This is a genomic window from Agriterribacter humi, from assembly GCF_009192765.1.
GTDB lineage: Bacteria > Bacteroidota > Bacteroidia > Chitinophagales > Chitinophagaceae > Agriterribacter > Agriterribacter humi.
In genome coordinates, this window is sequence record NZ_VOHQ01000006.1 from 244,013 (window position 1) to 260,813 (window position 16,801).

Consider the following 16,801-nt stretch of genomic DNA (forward strand, 5'->3'; position numbering starts at 1 on the left):
ATATTTATACTTTGTATTACCGGGAAGCAGGCATCCGTCCAAAATCTAAAATCTCACACCTGTCTATCGCCTTCCTGTCCGGTAGGCAGGGCAGGCAGTTTTCAAATCTGAAATAATGAGTACCCCCGTTTTCATTGCAGGCGCTGGTGTAATTTCGGCTATCGGTAATAATATAGCCGAAAATCTGGCTGCACTTGAAAATGGAGCCGCCGGGATGGGTGAAATGCAGTATCTCCATTCGGTGCATCGTCATAAGCTTCCCGTAGCAGAGGTGAAAATGAGTAACGCTGAACTGGCAGAACTGGCTGGCATGCCTGCGCATATCAGCCGCACAGCACTCCTTTCGGCTATTGCTGCAAAAGAAGCGCTTCAGCATGCTGCTATAGAAAACTTTAGTAAGCTACGTACGGGTTTCATTTCTGCCAATACCGTGGGTGGCATGGATAAGACCGAAGATTTTTTTGTTGATTTTTCAGGAGATCCGGGCAAAGGCAGGTTGCGTAATATTATTCATCACGAATGCGGTGCAGCCACCGAGCTGGTGGCCGACATACTGGGTGTAAAAAATTATATATCTACCATCAGTACCGCCTGTTCTTCATCTGCCAACGCTATATTTTTTGGTGCAAGACTCATCAGGCAAAATATGCTTGATGTGGTGATTGCCGGCGGAACAGATGCACTTACCAAATTTACACTCAACGGGTTTAATACTTTAATGATTGTAGACCATCATTACTGTCAGCCTTTTGACGAGAACAGGAGGGGATTGAACCTGGGAGAAGGCGCCGGTTACACAGTGCTTGTCTCAGAGCAGGTTGCCGCTTCGTTAAAAAATGATCCTGTTTGTGTATTAAGCGGGTATTGCAATGCCAATGATGCGTATCATCAAACGGCATCCTCCCCCGATGGCACAGGTTCATACCTGGCTATGAAAGGCGCGTTGCAGCAAAGCGGGTTACAGTCCGGGCAAATTGATTATATCAACCTGCATGGCACCGGCACACAAAACAATGATATAGCGGAGGGCACAGCAATTAAAATGTTGTTTGAAGGACATTATCCGCCCATGAGTTCTACCAAATCCTTTACGGGGCATACATTGGGCGCCAGTGGCGGAATTGAAGCTGTATTTTCAACGCTGGCTATACAACATGGACTGATTTATCCTAACCTGCGTTTGGAAACACCCATGAAAGCATTGCCTTTTATTCCGGAAACGCACTTTAAAAAAGGAGCAGCCATTCGCCACGTACTTTCTAATTCTTTTGGTTTTGGAGGTAATTGTTCATCACTTATATTTTCAAAAGCATAATGTTTATACAGGCTACGGCAGGCATATCACCCCAACCTTCTTTCAGTGCTTTATTAACTGAACCTGCTGTGTATGCCGGGAACAGGTTGAATTGTATAGAACCTGATTATGGCCAGATCATTGACCCTAAAATGATCAGGCGAATGAGCCGGATTATAAAAATGGGTGTCGCTGCCGCAATGGACTGTTTAAAAACATCTGCAACGGAAATGCCCGGCGCAATTATTACCGGAACGGCTTATGGCTGTCTTGCCGATACGGAAGTTTTTCTTTCGAAAATGGTGGAGAACAGGGAAGAATTGCTTACGCCTACGGCTTTTATACAATCAACCCACAATACTGTTGGGGCGCAAATTGCTCTGTTGCTCAAATGCCATAACTATAATAATACGTTTGTGCACAGGGGATTTTCCTTTGAAAGCGCATTATTAGATGCCATCACTTTATTACAGGAGCAGCATGCGTTAACTGTTTTGGTGGGAGGAATAGATGAGCTTACCGATACCAGCTTCAGGCTGCTCAGCCGGTTTGGATTGTATAAAAAAGATATTTCTTCCAATAGGGCGTTATACGATGGGGCTGCAAAAGGAACGATAGCGGGAGAAGGAGCGGCCTTTTTTTTATTGTCTGCAGAACCTTCCGGGAAAGACTATGCGCAGTTAAACGGATTATATACTTTTTATAAACCCGGGGATATTGCAGAAATCGAAAAAAATATTCAGTCTTTTTTATCGGCCCATGGTATTGGTGTGAATGATGTTGACCTCGTTATAACCGGTCAAAATGGCAATGTAAATGAAGATGGGATATATAAGCAACTTGCACAAACGACTTTCAAAGGCAAAGCCTGTGCCCGGTTCAAGCATTTGTGCGGTGAATATCCTACAGCGGCTTCCTTTGCATTGTGGCTGGCTGCCAATATTATAAAAACAGGAGTGGTTCCTTCCTGTACTTCGGTTAGCAGTGATAATAAACGCCCCGGGCGTATATTAATATACAATCATTACCAAAATACGCATCACGCTTTATACCTGCTGTCTGTATGCTGAACTTTAATACCATTAATATTGTTTTTATCACCTTGCTGATCGGAATGATCGGCTATCATTTCTTCTACAGTATTCCTGCATATACTTTTATTATACTGCTGGTGGCGTACTTATCCTTTCTTTTTTACGGCAGTTATAACGTAAGGTCTAATTTTTACCTGAAAACGATTTCCGCGGCCAATACAACACGCAGGCAAATCGCAATTAGTTTTGATGATGGTCCTATGCCTTTATATACGCCACAGGTGCTGCAGATATTAAAAGCGCACCAGGTGGAAGCTGCCTTTTTTTGCATCGGTAAACGAATTAAGGAAAACGAGGCCTTGTTAAAGCAGGTATATGATGAAGGACATCTTATCGGCAACCACAGTTATTCGCATGATCTGTGGTTTGATCTTTTTTCAGCGCAAAAAATGAATTTGGATCTGCAGATGATGAATGAAACTATGCTAAAGGTTACGGGCGTTAAGCCCCGCTTATTCCGTCCACCTTATGGTGTTACCAATCCCAATCTTAAAAAAGCCATCGAAAAAAATAATTTCATTCCTATCGGTTGGAGTGTCCGGTCTATGGATACGGTAGCAAAAGATGCACAAAAATTATTGTCAAAAGTTACCGGATCGTTAAAACCGGGAGCCATTGTATTGTTTCATGATACCAGCAAAGCTACGGTAGACATGCTTTCTGCATTCTTACAGGAGGTAAAGCAAAGCGGCTATGAAATTGTCCGGTTAGACAAATTGCTTAATTTGGAGCCCTATGCGTAAGCTTGTTTTAATTGGAATGCTGTGGATAACCGCAATAGCTGCGAAAGCACAATACCCGGGGTATACCTTGCTGCGGGATGCTTCTTCTTTTCAAACACAATTTGCCGCTGCATCACAAAAAACGAATACCATTAAAAGCGATTTTGTGCAGGAAAAGACCCTGAGCCTGCTGGCGGAAAAAATTGTATCGAAAGGAAAGTTCTGGTTCAAAAAAGAAAATGCCGTACGTATGGAATACACGCAGCCTTTTCAATACCTGATGATCATTAATGGAAGCAATGTATATATTAAGGATAGTCAGAAAGAAAACAAAATATCTACCAAATCCAATAAGCTGTTCCAGCAGATCAATAAAATAATGATAGATTGTGTAAATGGAAAGGCCTTACAAAGCAGCGATTTTAAAGTAAAGATATTTGAAGATAAAACTACTTTTATGGCGGAGCTTTCGCCGGTTAATAAAAATCTAAAGACTTTATTCAGTAACATCAATATGATTATTGAAAAGAAGGATTATGCTGTATCCCGTATTGAAATGCATGAGCCATCGGGCGATAATACCACCATTCATTTTGTGAACCGCCAGTTTAACACCCAGCTTGCCGATGCGTTGTTTGCTATACGTTAGTTGCTGGCTGATCTGCGCCGCCTGTTCTTCTTCCTACAAAAAATTACAACGCACGGAAGCTGATGCGGTTTGTGTTGAAGCTTTCAAACCGGTTTTTACACGGGCTTTATACAATACCCAGGTAAATGTAACCGGTAAACACCTGAGCGGTTTGCTCATTATCAAAACCATGCCCGACAGCAGTATAAGAATGGTTTTTTCCAGTGAAGCCGGCTTTAAATTCTTCGATTTTGAATTTTACAAAAATGAATTTAAGGTGCATTATATCTTCAGCCAGATGAACAAAAAGCCTGTGATCAAAACCCTTCGTAAAGATTTTGAGCTGGTGTTAATGCAACACCTTAATGCGCCGGGGTCCTATACACTAAAAAGCAATGAGGATTACTACCATGTATTTCCGGATGGTCAGGATTTTTATTATTACATTACCGACAGTGCCTGCAGCAACCTGTTGCGTATGGAAAGGGGAAGCAGAAAAAAAAGAATATTGGAAGCCATCATGCACAAAGGCAGCGATGGCATGCCCGATACAATTGGCATAAAACATCACAATTTTAGTTTTGATATTGGATTAAAACGTTTACAGGATGATACTGAAAGATGATTTTTATACTATCACTTCCTTAACAGTGGATAATGAAATTGCTGAGGCCTCACTGGAACTGAACCCGGCACACCCGATATTTGAAGGGCATTTTCCCGGGCAGCCTGTAGTGCCGGGCGTGTGTATGGTGCAAATGATAAAAGAAATACTGGAAACCGTTACCGGAAAAACTTTGATGTTAAAGCAGTCTGATCATATAAAATTTCTTTCCGTCATTAATCCGGTCGAAGCTAAGCCGGTTCAGGCATCTGTTAAATTCAGCGAAAGGGAAAATGATGAACTGCATGTAGTTGCTTCCCTGAGTTGTGAAGAAAGGATTTGCCTGAAATTAAAAGCTGTTTTTGTAATAACGGACTAAAGAACCAATCAACTAACCAACCAACCACCAATCCATCAGCCAGAATGCCCCAGGTCTTTGGCAGGGTTAACCACATCTCTTATTAACTGTTTCAATTCCTTAATTTCCGGGAAACGCCCTTCGGTTTTTCTGTCGAAAATAATTTTATTATTGATGCTGATGGTATAACGGCCGGCAGTATCCGAGGGCTGAAGCATTATCCCTTTCACATCTCCGGTAAAAGTAGTGAGCAATTCCTGCGCCATATAAGCCGCCCGCAACAGCCATCCACACTGTGGGCAGTATTCGATGGTAATAACATCTTTCATTGAACCTTGTATTGTGCTGTAAAAATATAAAAAGAAAACGGCGCTATTAATTCTTTCTCCTTTTTACCCGCTTTGGAGGCTCCGCCATTATTTCATCCACTGTTTTTAATTTTTCATCGTCTGCTTTCTTTTTTATATAGATAGTACGATACAGGATTTGCGAAGGGATTTGCCTTGCTTTTACGGTGATATCTACCTTTTCAACTGTGGGTTCAAAAGGTAACCATAAGCTGTTACCATAAAATTTTCCGTAGGAGGAGGTAAAAATGAGCTGGGTGCTGTCCATAGGGCGGAAATTACCATTGGAAAGTTTTCCAATTACATTAATATAATTGTATGTCCCTTTTTTCAGGCTGTCTGTATACAGATTAAAATATATGCTGTCAACTTTTTGTGCAAACAGTGTAGTAAATAATAGCAGTAAAACGGGTATGAGTAATGCTTTTTTCAAATTTCATCCAATTTTATACATTGTTATGACGTATAAACAGCTACAAAAGTACAGTTGCGAGCGGTATTTTACTGAATCTTTGCTTTTATGTAACAAATAGAATGGCGCTTCCTGCTGACCGAAGCGAATACAGATTCTTCTCCCGCTTTGAGGCGGGATCAGAATGACAAGCAGTGGTAGTGGGATTGAGCTTTTTTGCTAATGCCGGACAAAAAACCCATTGCCTGCCACCCTGGTTTTGTATTGTCGTTATAACGAAGGAAGGAATATTGGCAGTAATTATTTTACCTTAGTGCACTATGACCCCACCTATATTATGGCAACCTTCTGAACAATTTAAGCGCAATTCCAATCTTGCAAAATATATGCAATGGCTAAAAGATAATTTGAATTTGGAATGTAAAGATTATGATGCTTTATGGAAATGGTCTGTTGAACATCCCGCTGAATTCTGGAAGAGCATTTCGGATTATTTCAAGGGCATCCATCATTCTTCATACAGCAGTGTAATGAGCAATGATCCTATGCCCTATACAAAATGGTTTGAAGGAAGTACATTGAATTATGCAGAGCATATTTTCCGTAATGCAACGGACAAGCACCCGGCCATCTTATTTCAATCCGAACGCCAGCCGCTTGCCGCCATCAGTTGGGAAGCGTTGAAACAAAGGGTAGCAGCATTACAAAGTTTTTTTATACAGCAGGGCATACAACCGGGCGACAGGATTGCCGGCTATTTACCCAATATTCCTGAAGCTACCGTATCGCTATTGGCCGCTATGAGCGTTGGCGCGGTATGGAGCAGTTGTTCACCCGATTTTGGTTCTGCAAGCGTAATGGAACGTTTTCGGCAAATTGAACCCAGAATATTGATTGCTACCGATGGGTATGTGTATAACGGCAAATCCTTCAACCGTATGAAAGATGTAAAAGCCATTAAAGCGGCGCTTCCTTCGGTCGAAAAATTAATACGCATACCCTTTACCGGTAGTATCATTGAAGAAGGAAATACGGCCGGAGCTGTATTATGGGATGAAGTAATGCAGACCTCATATACAGCTTTGCAATTTACTGCGGTTCCTTTTGGTCACCCCATATGGATATTATATTCCTCCGGTACAACCGGTATACCAAAAGCAATTACGCATAGTCATGGCGGCGTATTGCTTGAGCATTTTAAATACCTGGCTTTTCACAATGATGTTCAGCCAGGTGAAAATTTTTTCTGGTTTACCACTACCGGCTGGATGATGTGGAATTATTTGCATGCTGCACTGCTTTTGGGCGCCACTATAGTATTGTACGATGGAAGTCCGGGTTATCCGGATATCAGCGCATTGTGGCGTATGGCGACAAAAATACCGGTACATCATTTTGGCACCAGCGCTCCCTTTATTATGGCCTGTAAAAAAGCAGGTATCCTTCCGGGTGAGTATGGCGATCTTTCCGCATTGCGTTCTGTGAGCTCCACCGGTTCGCCGCTTCCGCAGGAAGGATTTGATTATGTGTATGAAAAGATTAAGAAGGATTTGTGGCTGTGCAGCATGAGTGGCGGAACGGATGTTTGCACAGCATTTGTGGGTGGATGCTCCCTGTTGCCGGTATATGAAGGAGAAATCCAATGCAGGGCTTTAGGTTGCGAAATGTATGCTTTGGATGAAAATGGCAACCGTATAACGGATGAGGTAGGGGAAATGGTGATTACCAGGCCCATGCCTTCTATGCCTGTATTTTTCTGGAACGATAAGCAGTTTGAAAAATATCTTTCCAGCTACTTTGAAACCTATCCCGGAATATGGCGGCATGGCGACTGGGTGAAAATAACACCACGCAACGGCGTTGTTATTCTCGGAAGATCGGATGCTACACTTAACCGGCAGGGCGTACGCATTGGAACAGCAGAAATATACAGGGCGGTAGATACTGTGCCGGAGGTAAAAGACAGTCTTATTGTTAACATTGAATTGCCCGGCGGCGGTGATTATATGCCCTTATTTGTAGTAATGAAAGAAAATCACAGCTTAACCGCGGAAATAAAAGATACTATCAAAAGAACCTTACGCAGCACCTACTCTCCGCGTCATGTGCCCGATGAAATTATTGCGGTTAATGATATTCCCTATACCATCAGTGGTAAAAAAATGGAGATGCCCGTTAAAAAGATATTAATGGGTAAGCCATTAGAGCAATCAGTGAACGCCGGTTCAGTAAAAAACCCTGAATCGCTGGAGTTCTTTAAAACATTTGTGGTGAAAAAATAGTGCAAGGTTCCGTTGCAGGTTACAAGTTACAGGGTGGCAATCTGTAAAAATGAACCTGATTCGGGTAGTTTTGCATCTGAGTATCCTATATGCCTGAAGTGCCTGCCTTGTGGCAAGCTATTGCGCGGGAACAGTTCAGTGTTTAGGTTAATCACAAAATTCGAAACCCGGAGAAACACCCAAATTCAAAAAATAAATTTCAACCCTCCTTTCGCCACGGTGTGCCTATTTGAAGATGCCAGAGATTCAAAGGCCAGCAATAGGCTCATAAATGATGCTGCTCTCAAATCCCAAACGACCTCATCTCAAATTTGAAATTTAAAATCTCAAATATCTTATTCTTCCTCGTCTTCCGCATCGGGCTTCCGCACATGCCTGTTCCTGAGCCGTACCGCCGGGTTGGTCATGGGGCTGAGCCCGGGACGTTCATCACCCAGCAAAATACCCCAGTGCCGGAATTCTGTGGTATGATCAAAAATAATTTTAAGTATGGCAATCATAGGCAGCGATAAAAACATGCCCGAAACACCGGCGAGGGTGCCACCTATTATAACGCCAATGATACTTACCAGGGCATTGATTTTTATTTTGGATCCCACAATGCGGGGCATAAGAATATTATTATCCAAAAACTGAACAACCGTAATAACAATCAGCACGGCAAACACATGCCATAGTTCAGGGGATGAAGTAAGCGTGAGCAGCACACCGATAATATTTCCAATGAGAGCCCCTACATAAGGAATAAGGTTAAGCACAGCGAAAATGATGGCAATCAGCATGGCATGCTTAATTCCTATGATCATCAAAATGCCCCCTAACAGTATCGTCATATAGGTTACCTGTATCATTAACCCGATCAGGTAGCTTTTAACCATTACTTCGGTTTCGCGTAAAGCGGATTCTACCTGCGGATGATCATCCCTGTTGAACCACAGGAAGATAAAACGCAGCAGCAGGTTTTTATAAAACAGGATAAGAAAAATATAAATGGGAAGCAATCCCATAAATACAAATACCCCGGTAAGCGATAAGGCGGCGCCGCTGAGGTACGAACCCGCATTGTTCAACAGGTTGGTGCCCTGTTCCTGCAGCACTTTGATCTGCTGGTCTGCAGAAAGGTTAAGGTTCCTGTTAACCCAGTCGCTTAAAGTTGTCCAGTGCTGGTTAAGATTTTTCTCTAATTGGGGAAAATCTTTTACTAATGATGCAATTTGCAGGGACAAAAAGCCCAGTATCAGTATTACGATTAATGCTGCAGCTAAAATAACCAGCACAATCGCAATGATCTCAGGTATTTTTATTTTTCGCAGAAACCGGAACATGGGCAACAGCATGAGGCTTATGAAAAACGCCATCAGCAAAGGCATTATGATAGCATTCGCCACAGAAAAAAGGGCTATGATCAAACATAACCCCAGAAGTTCTATGGAACGTTTTACTGTTAAAGGCAATTGATTCATACAGGGAATATTGTTACCAAGTTACATAAAAAAATATGCCAGTTAAAAATGTGATTTTGGTAGAGAACAAATTACTTATTTTTAAATAAAGATTGCTGTTATGAAAAAAGGATTGCATCTTATTGTTTTCTTTTTTGCAACCACGGTTCTTGCAGCTCAGCATAATGACTCCGGGCACTTACTGGCGGGTGCTGCTGAGGCCATTATAAACCCGCCTGCCGGAACTTACCTCGCGGGATATGATCAGAACAGGAAAAGTACCGGCGTGCACGACAATCTTTTTGTAAAAGCCGTTGTGGTAGCCAACCGGCAAAATGCACTGGCCCTGGTTACCATAGACTGCATTGGGTTGCCCTACCCGGTTGTGCAGCAAATAAGAGACGCGGTAGAATTAAAACTGCCTGCCAATGTATTCAATGCAGGGCATATTATTATTTCTTCTACCCACACCCATTCGGGTCCGGACGTAATCGGTATTTGGGGACAGGATATGCTGCACACCGGAACCGACAGCAGCTATATGCAGTTTTTAATCAATACCGCTACAGCCGTGATTGTAAAGGCATGGAAGCGCAAACGGGCGGTTGTGGCAAAGTATGCAGATAGCGCATTTGGAGAAGGTTGGGTTGAAAATGTTTCAGACAGCCTTGAGATAGACCGTTCAGTTGGGGTTGTGCAATTTACCACTCCGGGTGGAAAAAATATTGCTACGCTTACCAACTTTGCCTGTCACCCTACTTTTTTGGGAAGAGAAAATACATTGGTGAGTGCGGATTTTCCTTCTGGGTTTTATAAGCAGATGAATGCTAAGCTGGGCGGGATAAACCTGTATATGCAGGGAGCGATAGGAGGATGGGTGCAGCCTGAAAAAGTAGCCCGTACATTTGAAGAAGCAGAGCAAAAAGGAAAAGCGCTTGCCGCAGTGGTTAGCAGTGCATTGAAACGATCAAAAATGCTTGAAGGGAACGAGGTATCATTTTCTTCCAGCCGATTTGAAATGCCTGTAAACAATAAAGCGTTGAAGCAAATGGCCGATACCGGAATTATCCGGAGAGATATTAGCGAAGGCACTCCAACAGAAGTGGCGTGGTTTAGTATTGGCAGCGCAGTATTTGCCACGCATCCGGGAGAAACCTCTCCGTTATATTCTTTTGCAACCAAAAAATTAATGAAGAATAAAGGACCAAAATTTGTTCTGGGACTGGGGCAGGACGAATTAGGCTATATTCTGAAACCCGATTTTTTTGATCCGGGCACAAAGCTGCATGCTGCTCCTTATCTTACCAGCATGTCGCCAGGCAAAAAAGCCGGGGCTGCAATGATGCAGGTGCTGGCTGATCTCGCAGAGAAGAACGATGGCAGGTAGTCAGCAAACAGTGGTAAGGTGAATGCAGTAGCCACTCACTATTCACACCTCACTACTCACTTACTGATTCACCAGTTTCATAGCGCCTTCGCTGTACCTGTTGCCAACATTGGGGTAGCGCGCTACTAAATCATTGATCTTTTTCAAATCATTTTCCGATAGATGAACATCCACGGCGCTGGCATTTTCTTCTAAGTATTTTCTTTTCTTGGTGCCGGGTATGGGAATAATATCATCACCCTGAGCCAGTACCCATGCCAGGGCAAGTTGAGCAGGTGTTGCGTTTTTGTTCTTAGCCAACGCTGCAAATTCATTCACCAGTTTAATATTGTTTTGTAAGTGTTCCTCATCAAAACGGGGTAATGTGCGGCGAAAATCATCGGCGGCTAATTGTGCAGGATCATTTACCGTAGCAGTAATTATTCCTCTTGCCAGTGGTGAATAAGGAATTAATGAAATGCCCAGTTCATGTACAGTATCTAATATTTCGCCCTCTATATCCCTGCTCAGTAATGAATACTCGCTCTGCAATGCAGCAATAGGGTGAACGGCATGTGCTTTCCGTATAGATTTTGCAGAGGCCTCGCTAAGCCCGAGGTAACGTACTTTACCTTCTTTTACCAGTTCGGCCATTGCGCCAACCGTTTCTTCTATAGGAATATTTTTATCTACGCGGTGAGCGTAATACAAATCAATCGTATCAATTTTTAATCGCTTCAAGCTCTTTTCTACAGCCGTTTTTATATATGCCGGCGATCCGTCAACATAAGTGCCTGGCAGGCCGCTATGTCCTGGTGCACTGTCTTTAAAACGAAAACCGAATTTAGTGGCAATAAAGACTTTATCCCGGTTCTGAGTCAGCACCTGCGATACCAGCTCTTCATTTTTTCCGTTGCCATACATATCAGCCGTATCCCAAAAATTAATGCCCAGGTCTAAGGCCTTATGCAGCGTGGCGATGCTTTCGGTATCATCGGTAGGTCCATAAGCATAGCTCATACCCATACAGCCAAGTCCTATAGCGGATAATTTTTCTTTTGTGTTGCCCAAATTCCTGTATTGCATAAGATATTATTTATAAGGTTACCAGTGTATTAATTCAACTATTTTCTCAAGATATTGCTGGTCGGTTGTGTCAAACTGGTTGTATGCTTCACTGTCTGCATCCAGTACCCCTACTACTTTATTGTTTCTTATAACCGGCACCACAATTTCTGACCTGGATAAGCTACTGCAGGCTATATGGCCCGGGAATTTTTCAACATCGGGCACAATAATCGTTTGGGCTTTTTCCCAACTGGCGCCGCATACGCCTCTTCCCCTACGGATACGGGTACACGCCACCGGGCCCTGGAAAGGACCCACCACCAGTTCATTTTCCCTAACGATATAAAACCCTGCCCAAAACCAGCCGAATTGCGCTTTAAGCGCCGCTGCTATATTGGCTAAATTAGCCACCAGGTCGGGTTCGTTCTCCATTAATGCTTTTACCTGCGGAATAAGCGATTGGTATTGCTCCGCTTTGGAACCCGTTGCAATAATCAAATCTTCTGCCATGCTGCAAAGGTAGCAAGTTACCGGGTAGAAGTTGCAAGGTACGGGTTGCGGGGTGCAGGGAGGACTATTCAACCTATGCCTTCTCCCTTTTCACGCCTGCCTGCAGACAGGTTTCTCTTCTCACGTTTCTCACCATTCACCACTCACTACTCACCCCTCACATTCCTACAAAGGCCTTACCCATATATTCCTGAAAGCAGTAGGGTTGCCGTGATCCTGTAATTCGATGGGTTCTTTATCGCTATGCTTTTCGTAATTGGGCGTGCCGACATATTGCGTGGAGCCCCAGATGGTAGTATTGTTTTGTACCAATACGCCATTGTGAAATACGGTGATTCTTGCGGGTGTTCTAACCGTGCCATCTTCCTGAAAGGTAGGAGCGGTAAAAAGTATATCGTATGTCTGCCATTCGCCGGGTCCGCGGGAAGCATTTACCTGTGGAGGCGTTTGTTTATAAATACTTGCGGCCTGTCCGTTGGAATAGGTTCGATTATTATAAGAATCCAGTACCTGCAGTTCATATCGGCCCATCAAAAAAATACCACTGTTGCCACGACCCTGGCTTTCGCCTTTTACTACAGCAGGAGTGCGCCATTCAATATGCAACTGGCAATCGCCAAAGCCTTCTTTTGTTTTTATATTACCAGTACCGCTTTCTACTACTAAAGCATCTCCTTCAATTTTCCATTTTACCGGACTGCCGTCTTTGGCAGACTTCCATTTAGAAGCGTCTTTTCCGTCAAACAATACAATAGCGTCTGAAGGTGCATCAGCGGCGGTTTTGCCTGGCGTAATAACACGTACGGGAGGATCCCAGTATTCGGTTAATTTTGGATCGCCCTCCCGGGGTGCTTTTTGTGCAAAACTAGCGGAAACAGCCAAGCATAAACAAGCGCTCATTACAATTTGAGATAAACGAATGATCATAATTAAAATTTGTTGCGTTTATAAAAGAGGGTACAATTTATAAAAAAATATGGTTTGAGACAGCTTTTAACAAACGCGCAACGAATTAGAAGTTTGAAGATTTCTAATTTATTAGTTTATGGCCCTTAAAAGAACCCCACATAAATTTTGCCACGTAAAAGCTGTACCTTATTTTTGCGGCGTTAAAAAAATGTAATAATGATCCATCGCACACATCACCACCATCATTTCTTGCCCAAAGGGTAGGCCGGTGCTGTATGTGCAGATTTCAATACAACATGTTTAGAGGCTTACCGTTAGGTAGGTCTTTTTTATTTTAAATACATCAGATAATGCTTAAACTGGCAATACAAAAATCGGGACGGCTGCATGAAGATTCGATGAAGCTGCTAAAAGAATGTGGCATCGCTATTTCCAATGGCGCCAATAAACTTAAAACGGAAGCCACCAATTTTCCGCTGCAGGTGTTTTTCTTAAGGGATGATGATATACCTCAGTACGTGGAAGATGCGGTAGCAGATATTGGTATCGTTGGCGAGAATGTGGTATATGAAAAAAACAAGTCGGTAAAAACGGTAGAGCAACTGGGTTTTGGTGGTTGCAGGTTAAGTATTGCAGTTGTAAGAGGCGAACAGTATAACAATATTCAATCGCTTGAAGGAAGGCGCATTGCCACCAGTTACCCGCATCTCACTAAGCAATTTCTTAAAAAAAATAAAGTGAATGCCGAAATACATGAGATCAGCGGTTCGGTGGAAATTGCTCCGGGCATCGGCTTGTCCGACGCGATCTGCGACCTGGTAAGCAGCGGATCTACTTTATTGACCAACGGATTAAAAGAAGTGGAAACTATTTTGCAATCCCAGGCGGTGCTGATCCGCCATAATAATTTTAACGCGGCGCAGCAGCAGGTGCTTGATAAATTATTGTTTCGCATACACGCAGTAAGAAAAGCGAAGAACAATAAATATATTTTATTGAATGCACCAAATGATAAGCTGGATGAGATCATTGGTTTGCTGCCGGGAATGAAAAGTCCCACGGTATTGCCCCTGGCAGATAAAGGATGGAGCTCGGTGCACAGCGTATTAAGCGAAGATGAATTTTGGGATAAAATAGAGCAATTGAAAGCCGCAGGCGCACAGGGTATACTGGTGGTGCCGATTGAGAAAATGGTGATGTAGGTGCAAATCCGAAAGGATAAATCCGAAATCCGAAGTAGAAGAACCAATAGCCAAAAACAGAACCCAATAAAACCTGCCTGCCGCGACTGATTTCAAATTTCAAATCTTAAATTTCAAATCGTCTTATGAACGTTATCATCCATCCCCCGCGCAACGAATGGCCTGCATTGCTGCAACGGCCGGTGCTGGATCATTTCACGCTCGAAACTGCCGTGCAGGAGGTCTTGAACCATGTAAAGAAGAACGGCGATGAGGCGCTGGTTGAATTAACCCAACGTTTTGATGGGGTGCTTATAAAAAATATCCGGGTACCTGAGCAGGAAATAGCAACAGCAGCGCAAACCTTACCGGTGGAACTTAAAAAAGCCATAACGCAGGCAAAGGAAAATATTGAAAAATTTCATACTGCACAGATGCAGGCGGTAATAAAAATGGAAACCATGCCGGGCGTGCAGTGCTGGCGCAAAAGCATTGGAATAGAAAAAGTAGGGTTATATATTCCGGGTGGTTCAGCACCGCTCTTCTCTACTGTTTTAATGCTCGGCATACCGGCAGTGCTGGCAGGCTGCAAAGAAATTATTTTATGCACACCTCCCGGTAAAGATGGTACTATTCATCCTGCTGTTTTATATGCGGCAACAGCTGCCGGGATCACTCAAATATATAAAGCCGGCGGTGCACAGGCCATAGCAGCTATGGCTTATGGAACGGAAACCATTGCTGCGGTATATAAAATCTTTGGCCCGGGTAACCAGTATGTAACCTGCGCCAAGCAATTGGTACAACGCGATGGCATTGCCATTGATATGCCGGCCGGCCCTAGCGAAGTATGTGTGCTGGCCGATGAAACGGCCAATGCAGCTTATGTTGCCGCCGACCTTTTATCGCAGGCCGAACATGGGCCAGACAGCCAGGTGTTGCTGGTGAGTACTTCGGCCGCTATGACTGAAAAAATTATTAAAGAAAAGCAGAAGCAATTGGCCGCACTTCCGCGAAGGGATATTGCCACAAAGGCATTGGCAAACAGCAAAGCCATTATTGTGGAAAATATGGCTGATGCTTTGGCATTGATTAACGCGTATGCGCCGGAACACCTGATCATTAGCTGTGAAAATGATGAAGCCATAGCGGAGCAGGTGGTGAATGCCGGTTCCGTGTTCCTGGGCAATTATTCGCCCGAAAGCGTTGGGGATTATGCCAGCGGAACCAATCATACCCTGCCTACTAACGGCTATGCCAAAGTGTACAGCGGCGTGAGTGTTGACAGCTTTGTAAAAAATATCACTTATCAAAAGTTAACACAGGAAGGCCTGAAAAATATCGCTTCCACTGTAATCAGTATGGCAGAAGCCGAGGGACTGCAGGCGCATGCCAATGCGGTGAAAGTGAGAATGTAAGTAATGAAAATTATAAACTATAAATTCTAATGTGAGTGGTGAGTCGTCAGTAGTGAGTGGGGTTATCTTAACCACAAACAATAAACCACAAATTGAAATATCGGCTATGAATTTTAACATAAACGACCTGGTAAGAGAAAATGTAAAAAAACTGGTTCCCTATTCTTCTGCCCGCGATGAGTTTAGCGGGGAGGCAAAGATCTTCTTAGACGCAAATGAAAACAGTCTGGGGTCGCCCACAACAAAGTGGTATAACCGCTATCCCGATCCGCACCAGCAAAAAATAAAAGAAAAGCTTACCACTATAAAAGGCGTGCCGTCAAAAAATATTTTTTTGGGCAATGGCAGCGATGAGTGTATTGACCTGCTGTTCCGTGCTTTTTGTAATCCCGGAAAGGATAATGTAATTATTTGTCCGCCTACTTACGGTATGTATGAAGTGAGCGCCCATATTAATGATGTGGAATTGCGTAAAGTGCCCCTGCTTGAAAACTTCCAGTTAGATCTGGTACACCTGGAAACGAAGGTGGACGATTTTACAAAGATCATCTGGTTGTGCTCGCCCAATAATCCCACCGCCAATTCGCTCAACAGAGAGGATATAGAAATAGTGCTGAATAATTTCCCCGGCATCGTGGTCATTGATGAGGCCTATATCAATTTCTCACGCCACCGGTCTTTTGTGCAGGAACTGGCCGAGTACCCTAATCTTGTTGTTTTACAAACCCTTTCTAAAGCATGGGGGCTCGCAGGATTGCGTTTGGGTATGGCTTTTGCGGGAGAAGAGATCATAAGTATCTATAATAAAATAAAGCCGCCTTATAATATCGGTCAGGCAACACAGGAAATAGTATTGAATGCGCTGGATCATGTAGAGGATGTGAATGAAATGATAAGGGTGCTGGTGCGGGAACGGGATATGATGGCGGAACAACTGTTATCGGTTGCTGTGGTGGAACAAGTATATCCCTCGGATGCCAATTTCCTGCTGGTAAAGGTGAAGGATGCGAGGGCTGTTTATACCGCTTTATTGAGCAAGGGTATTGTGGTTCGCGACCGGAGCAATGTGCAGCTATGTGAAGGCTGCCTGCGTATAACGGTAGGTAGTCCTGCAGAAAATACAGCCCTCGTGAATAGTTTAAAGGATTTTGTCACGACTTTGTAAT

17 protein-coding genes are annotated in these 16,801 nt (G+C 43.4%); 11 read left to right on the forward strand and 6 right to left on the reverse strand.

Annotated elements, in window-relative coordinates:
* The first annotated feature begins 115 nt into the window (after window positions 1–115).
* The 6 genes from FRX45_RS12620 to FRX45_RS12645 are packed head-to-tail and all read left to right on the forward strand — an operon-like array spanning window position 116 to window position 4,721.
* A complete protein-coding gene (locus FRX45_RS12620; protein ID WP_152268790.1) occupies window positions 116–1,315 on the forward strand; it encodes a beta-ketoacyl-[acyl-carrier-protein] synthase family protein in 1,200 nt (399 codons plus the stop codon).
* Window positions 1,315–2,364: a beta-ketoacyl synthase chain length factor gene (locus FRX45_RS12625; RefSeq protein WP_152268791.1), complete on the forward strand. Its 1,050-nt coding sequence runs from the start codon at window positions 1,315–1,317 to the stop codon at window positions 2,362–2,364. Before FRX45_RS12620 ends, FRX45_RS12625 begins: the two co-directional genes overlap by 1 nt.
* Entirely contained in the window at window positions 2,358–3,131 is a 774-nt protein-coding gene (locus FRX45_RS12630; RefSeq protein WP_152268792.1) for a polysaccharide deacetylase family protein, read from the forward strand. The genes FRX45_RS12625 and FRX45_RS12630 overlap by 7 nt, the downstream gene beginning before the upstream one ends.
* Window positions 3,124–3,759, forward strand: a complete 636-nt coding sequence (locus tag FRX45_RS12635; RefSeq protein ID WP_152268793.1) for a LolA family protein — start codon at window positions 3,124–3,126, stop codon at window positions 3,757–3,759. Before FRX45_RS12630 ends, FRX45_RS12635 begins: the two co-directional genes overlap by 8 nt.
* Window positions 3,737–4,363, forward strand: coding sequence for a hypothetical protein (locus FRX45_RS12640; RefSeq protein ID WP_152268794.1), 627 nt, complete (start codon window positions 3,737–3,739; stop codon window positions 4,361–4,363). The genes FRX45_RS12635 and FRX45_RS12640 overlap by 23 nt, the downstream gene beginning before the upstream one ends.
* Complete coding sequence (locus FRX45_RS12645; protein ID WP_152268795.1) at window positions 4,347–4,721, forward strand: 3-hydroxyacyl-ACP dehydratase; 375 nt, start codon at window positions 4,347–4,349, stop codon at window positions 4,719–4,721. Before FRX45_RS12640 ends, FRX45_RS12645 begins: the two co-directional genes overlap by 17 nt.
* A gap of 35 nt (window positions 4,722–4,756) precedes the next feature.
* Here FRX45_RS12645 and FRX45_RS12650 read toward each other — a convergent pair whose 3' ends face one another.
* Together FRX45_RS12650 and FRX45_RS12655 are read right to left on the reverse strand one after the other, a co-directional pair.
* Window positions 4,757–5,029: a SelT/SelW/SelH family protein gene (locus tag FRX45_RS12650; RefSeq protein ID WP_152268796.1), complete on the reverse strand. Its 273-nt coding sequence runs from the start codon at window positions 5,027–5,029 to the stop codon at window positions 4,757–4,759.
* A gap of 46 nt (window positions 5,030–5,075) precedes the next feature.
* Window positions 5,076–5,480: a hypothetical protein gene (locus tag FRX45_RS12655; protein WP_152268797.1), complete on the reverse strand. Its 405-nt coding sequence runs from the start codon at window positions 5,478–5,480 to the stop codon at window positions 5,076–5,078.
* 299 nt (window positions 5,481–5,779) lie between these two features.
* On the opposite strand from FRX45_RS12655, the gene FRX45_RS12660 reads away from it, so the two are divergent.
* Window positions 5,780–7,741: an acetoacetate--CoA ligase gene (locus FRX45_RS12660; RefSeq protein ID WP_152268798.1), complete on the forward strand. Its 1,962-nt coding sequence runs from the start codon at window positions 5,780–5,782 to the stop codon at window positions 7,739–7,741.
* A 335-nt stretch (window positions 7,742–8,076) separates the two neighbouring features.
* On the opposite strand, the gene FRX45_RS12665 is transcribed toward FRX45_RS12660, so the two are convergent.
* Window positions 8,077–9,204, reverse strand: a complete 1,128-nt coding sequence (locus FRX45_RS12665; RefSeq protein ID WP_152268799.1) for an AI-2E family transporter — start codon at window positions 9,202–9,204, stop codon at window positions 8,077–8,079.
* A gap of 100 nt (window positions 9,205–9,304) precedes the next feature.
* Between FRX45_RS12665 and FRX45_RS12670 the strand changes: the two genes are divergently transcribed.
* Complete coding sequence (locus FRX45_RS12670; RefSeq protein ID WP_152268800.1) at window positions 9,305–10,570, forward strand: neutral/alkaline non-lysosomal ceramidase N-terminal domain-containing protein; 1,266 nt, start codon at window positions 9,305–9,307, stop codon at window positions 10,568–10,570.
* A gap of 60 nt (window positions 10,571–10,630) precedes the next feature.
* On the opposite strand, the gene FRX45_RS12675 is transcribed toward FRX45_RS12670, so the two are convergent.
* The 3 genes from FRX45_RS12675 to FRX45_RS12685 all read right to left on the reverse strand — a co-directional run bounded on the left by FRX45_RS12675 (window position 10,631) and on the right by FRX45_RS12685 (window position 13,054).
* Window positions 10,631–11,635: an aldo/keto reductase gene (locus tag FRX45_RS12675; protein WP_152268801.1), complete on the reverse strand. Its 1,005-nt coding sequence runs from the start codon at window positions 11,633–11,635 to the stop codon at window positions 10,631–10,633.
* 18 nt (window positions 11,636–11,653) lie between these two features.
* Complete coding sequence (locus FRX45_RS12680; protein WP_152268802.1) at window positions 11,654–12,127, reverse strand: GAF domain-containing protein; 474 nt, start codon at window positions 12,125–12,127, stop codon at window positions 11,654–11,656.
* Window positions 12,128–12,292: 165 nt separating this feature from the next.
* On the reverse strand, window positions 12,293–13,054 hold the full coding sequence (locus FRX45_RS12685; RefSeq protein WP_226805328.1) for a 3-keto-disaccharide hydrolase: 762 nt from the start codon (window positions 13,052–13,054) through the stop codon (window positions 12,293–12,295).
* Between the two features lie 332 nt (window positions 13,055–13,386).
* On the opposite strand from FRX45_RS12685, the gene hisG reads away from it, so the two are divergent.
* The 3 genes from hisG (at window position 13,387) to hisC (ending at window position 16,800) form a co-directional block, all read left to right on the forward strand.
* Window positions 13,387–14,238 carry an ATP phosphoribosyltransferase gene (gene hisG / locus FRX45_RS12690; RefSeq protein WP_152268803.1) on the forward strand — a complete coding sequence of 284 codons (852 nt, stop codon included), beginning with the start codon at window positions 13,387–13,389 and terminating at the stop codon, window positions 14,236–14,238.
* 125 nt (window positions 14,239–14,363) lie between these two features.
* A complete protein-coding gene (gene hisD / locus FRX45_RS12695) occupies window positions 14,364–15,635 on the forward strand; it encodes a histidinol dehydrogenase (protein WP_152268804.1) in 1,272 nt (423 codons plus the stop codon).
* 106 nt (window positions 15,636–15,741) lie between these two features.
* The gene (gene hisC, locus FRX45_RS12700; protein WP_152268805.1) at window positions 15,742–16,800 is read left to right on the forward strand and encodes a histidinol-phosphate transaminase; all 1,059 of its coding nucleotides are present in this window, start codon (window positions 15,742–15,744) and stop codon (window positions 16,798–16,800) included.
* Window position 16,801 lies beyond the last annotated feature (1 nt).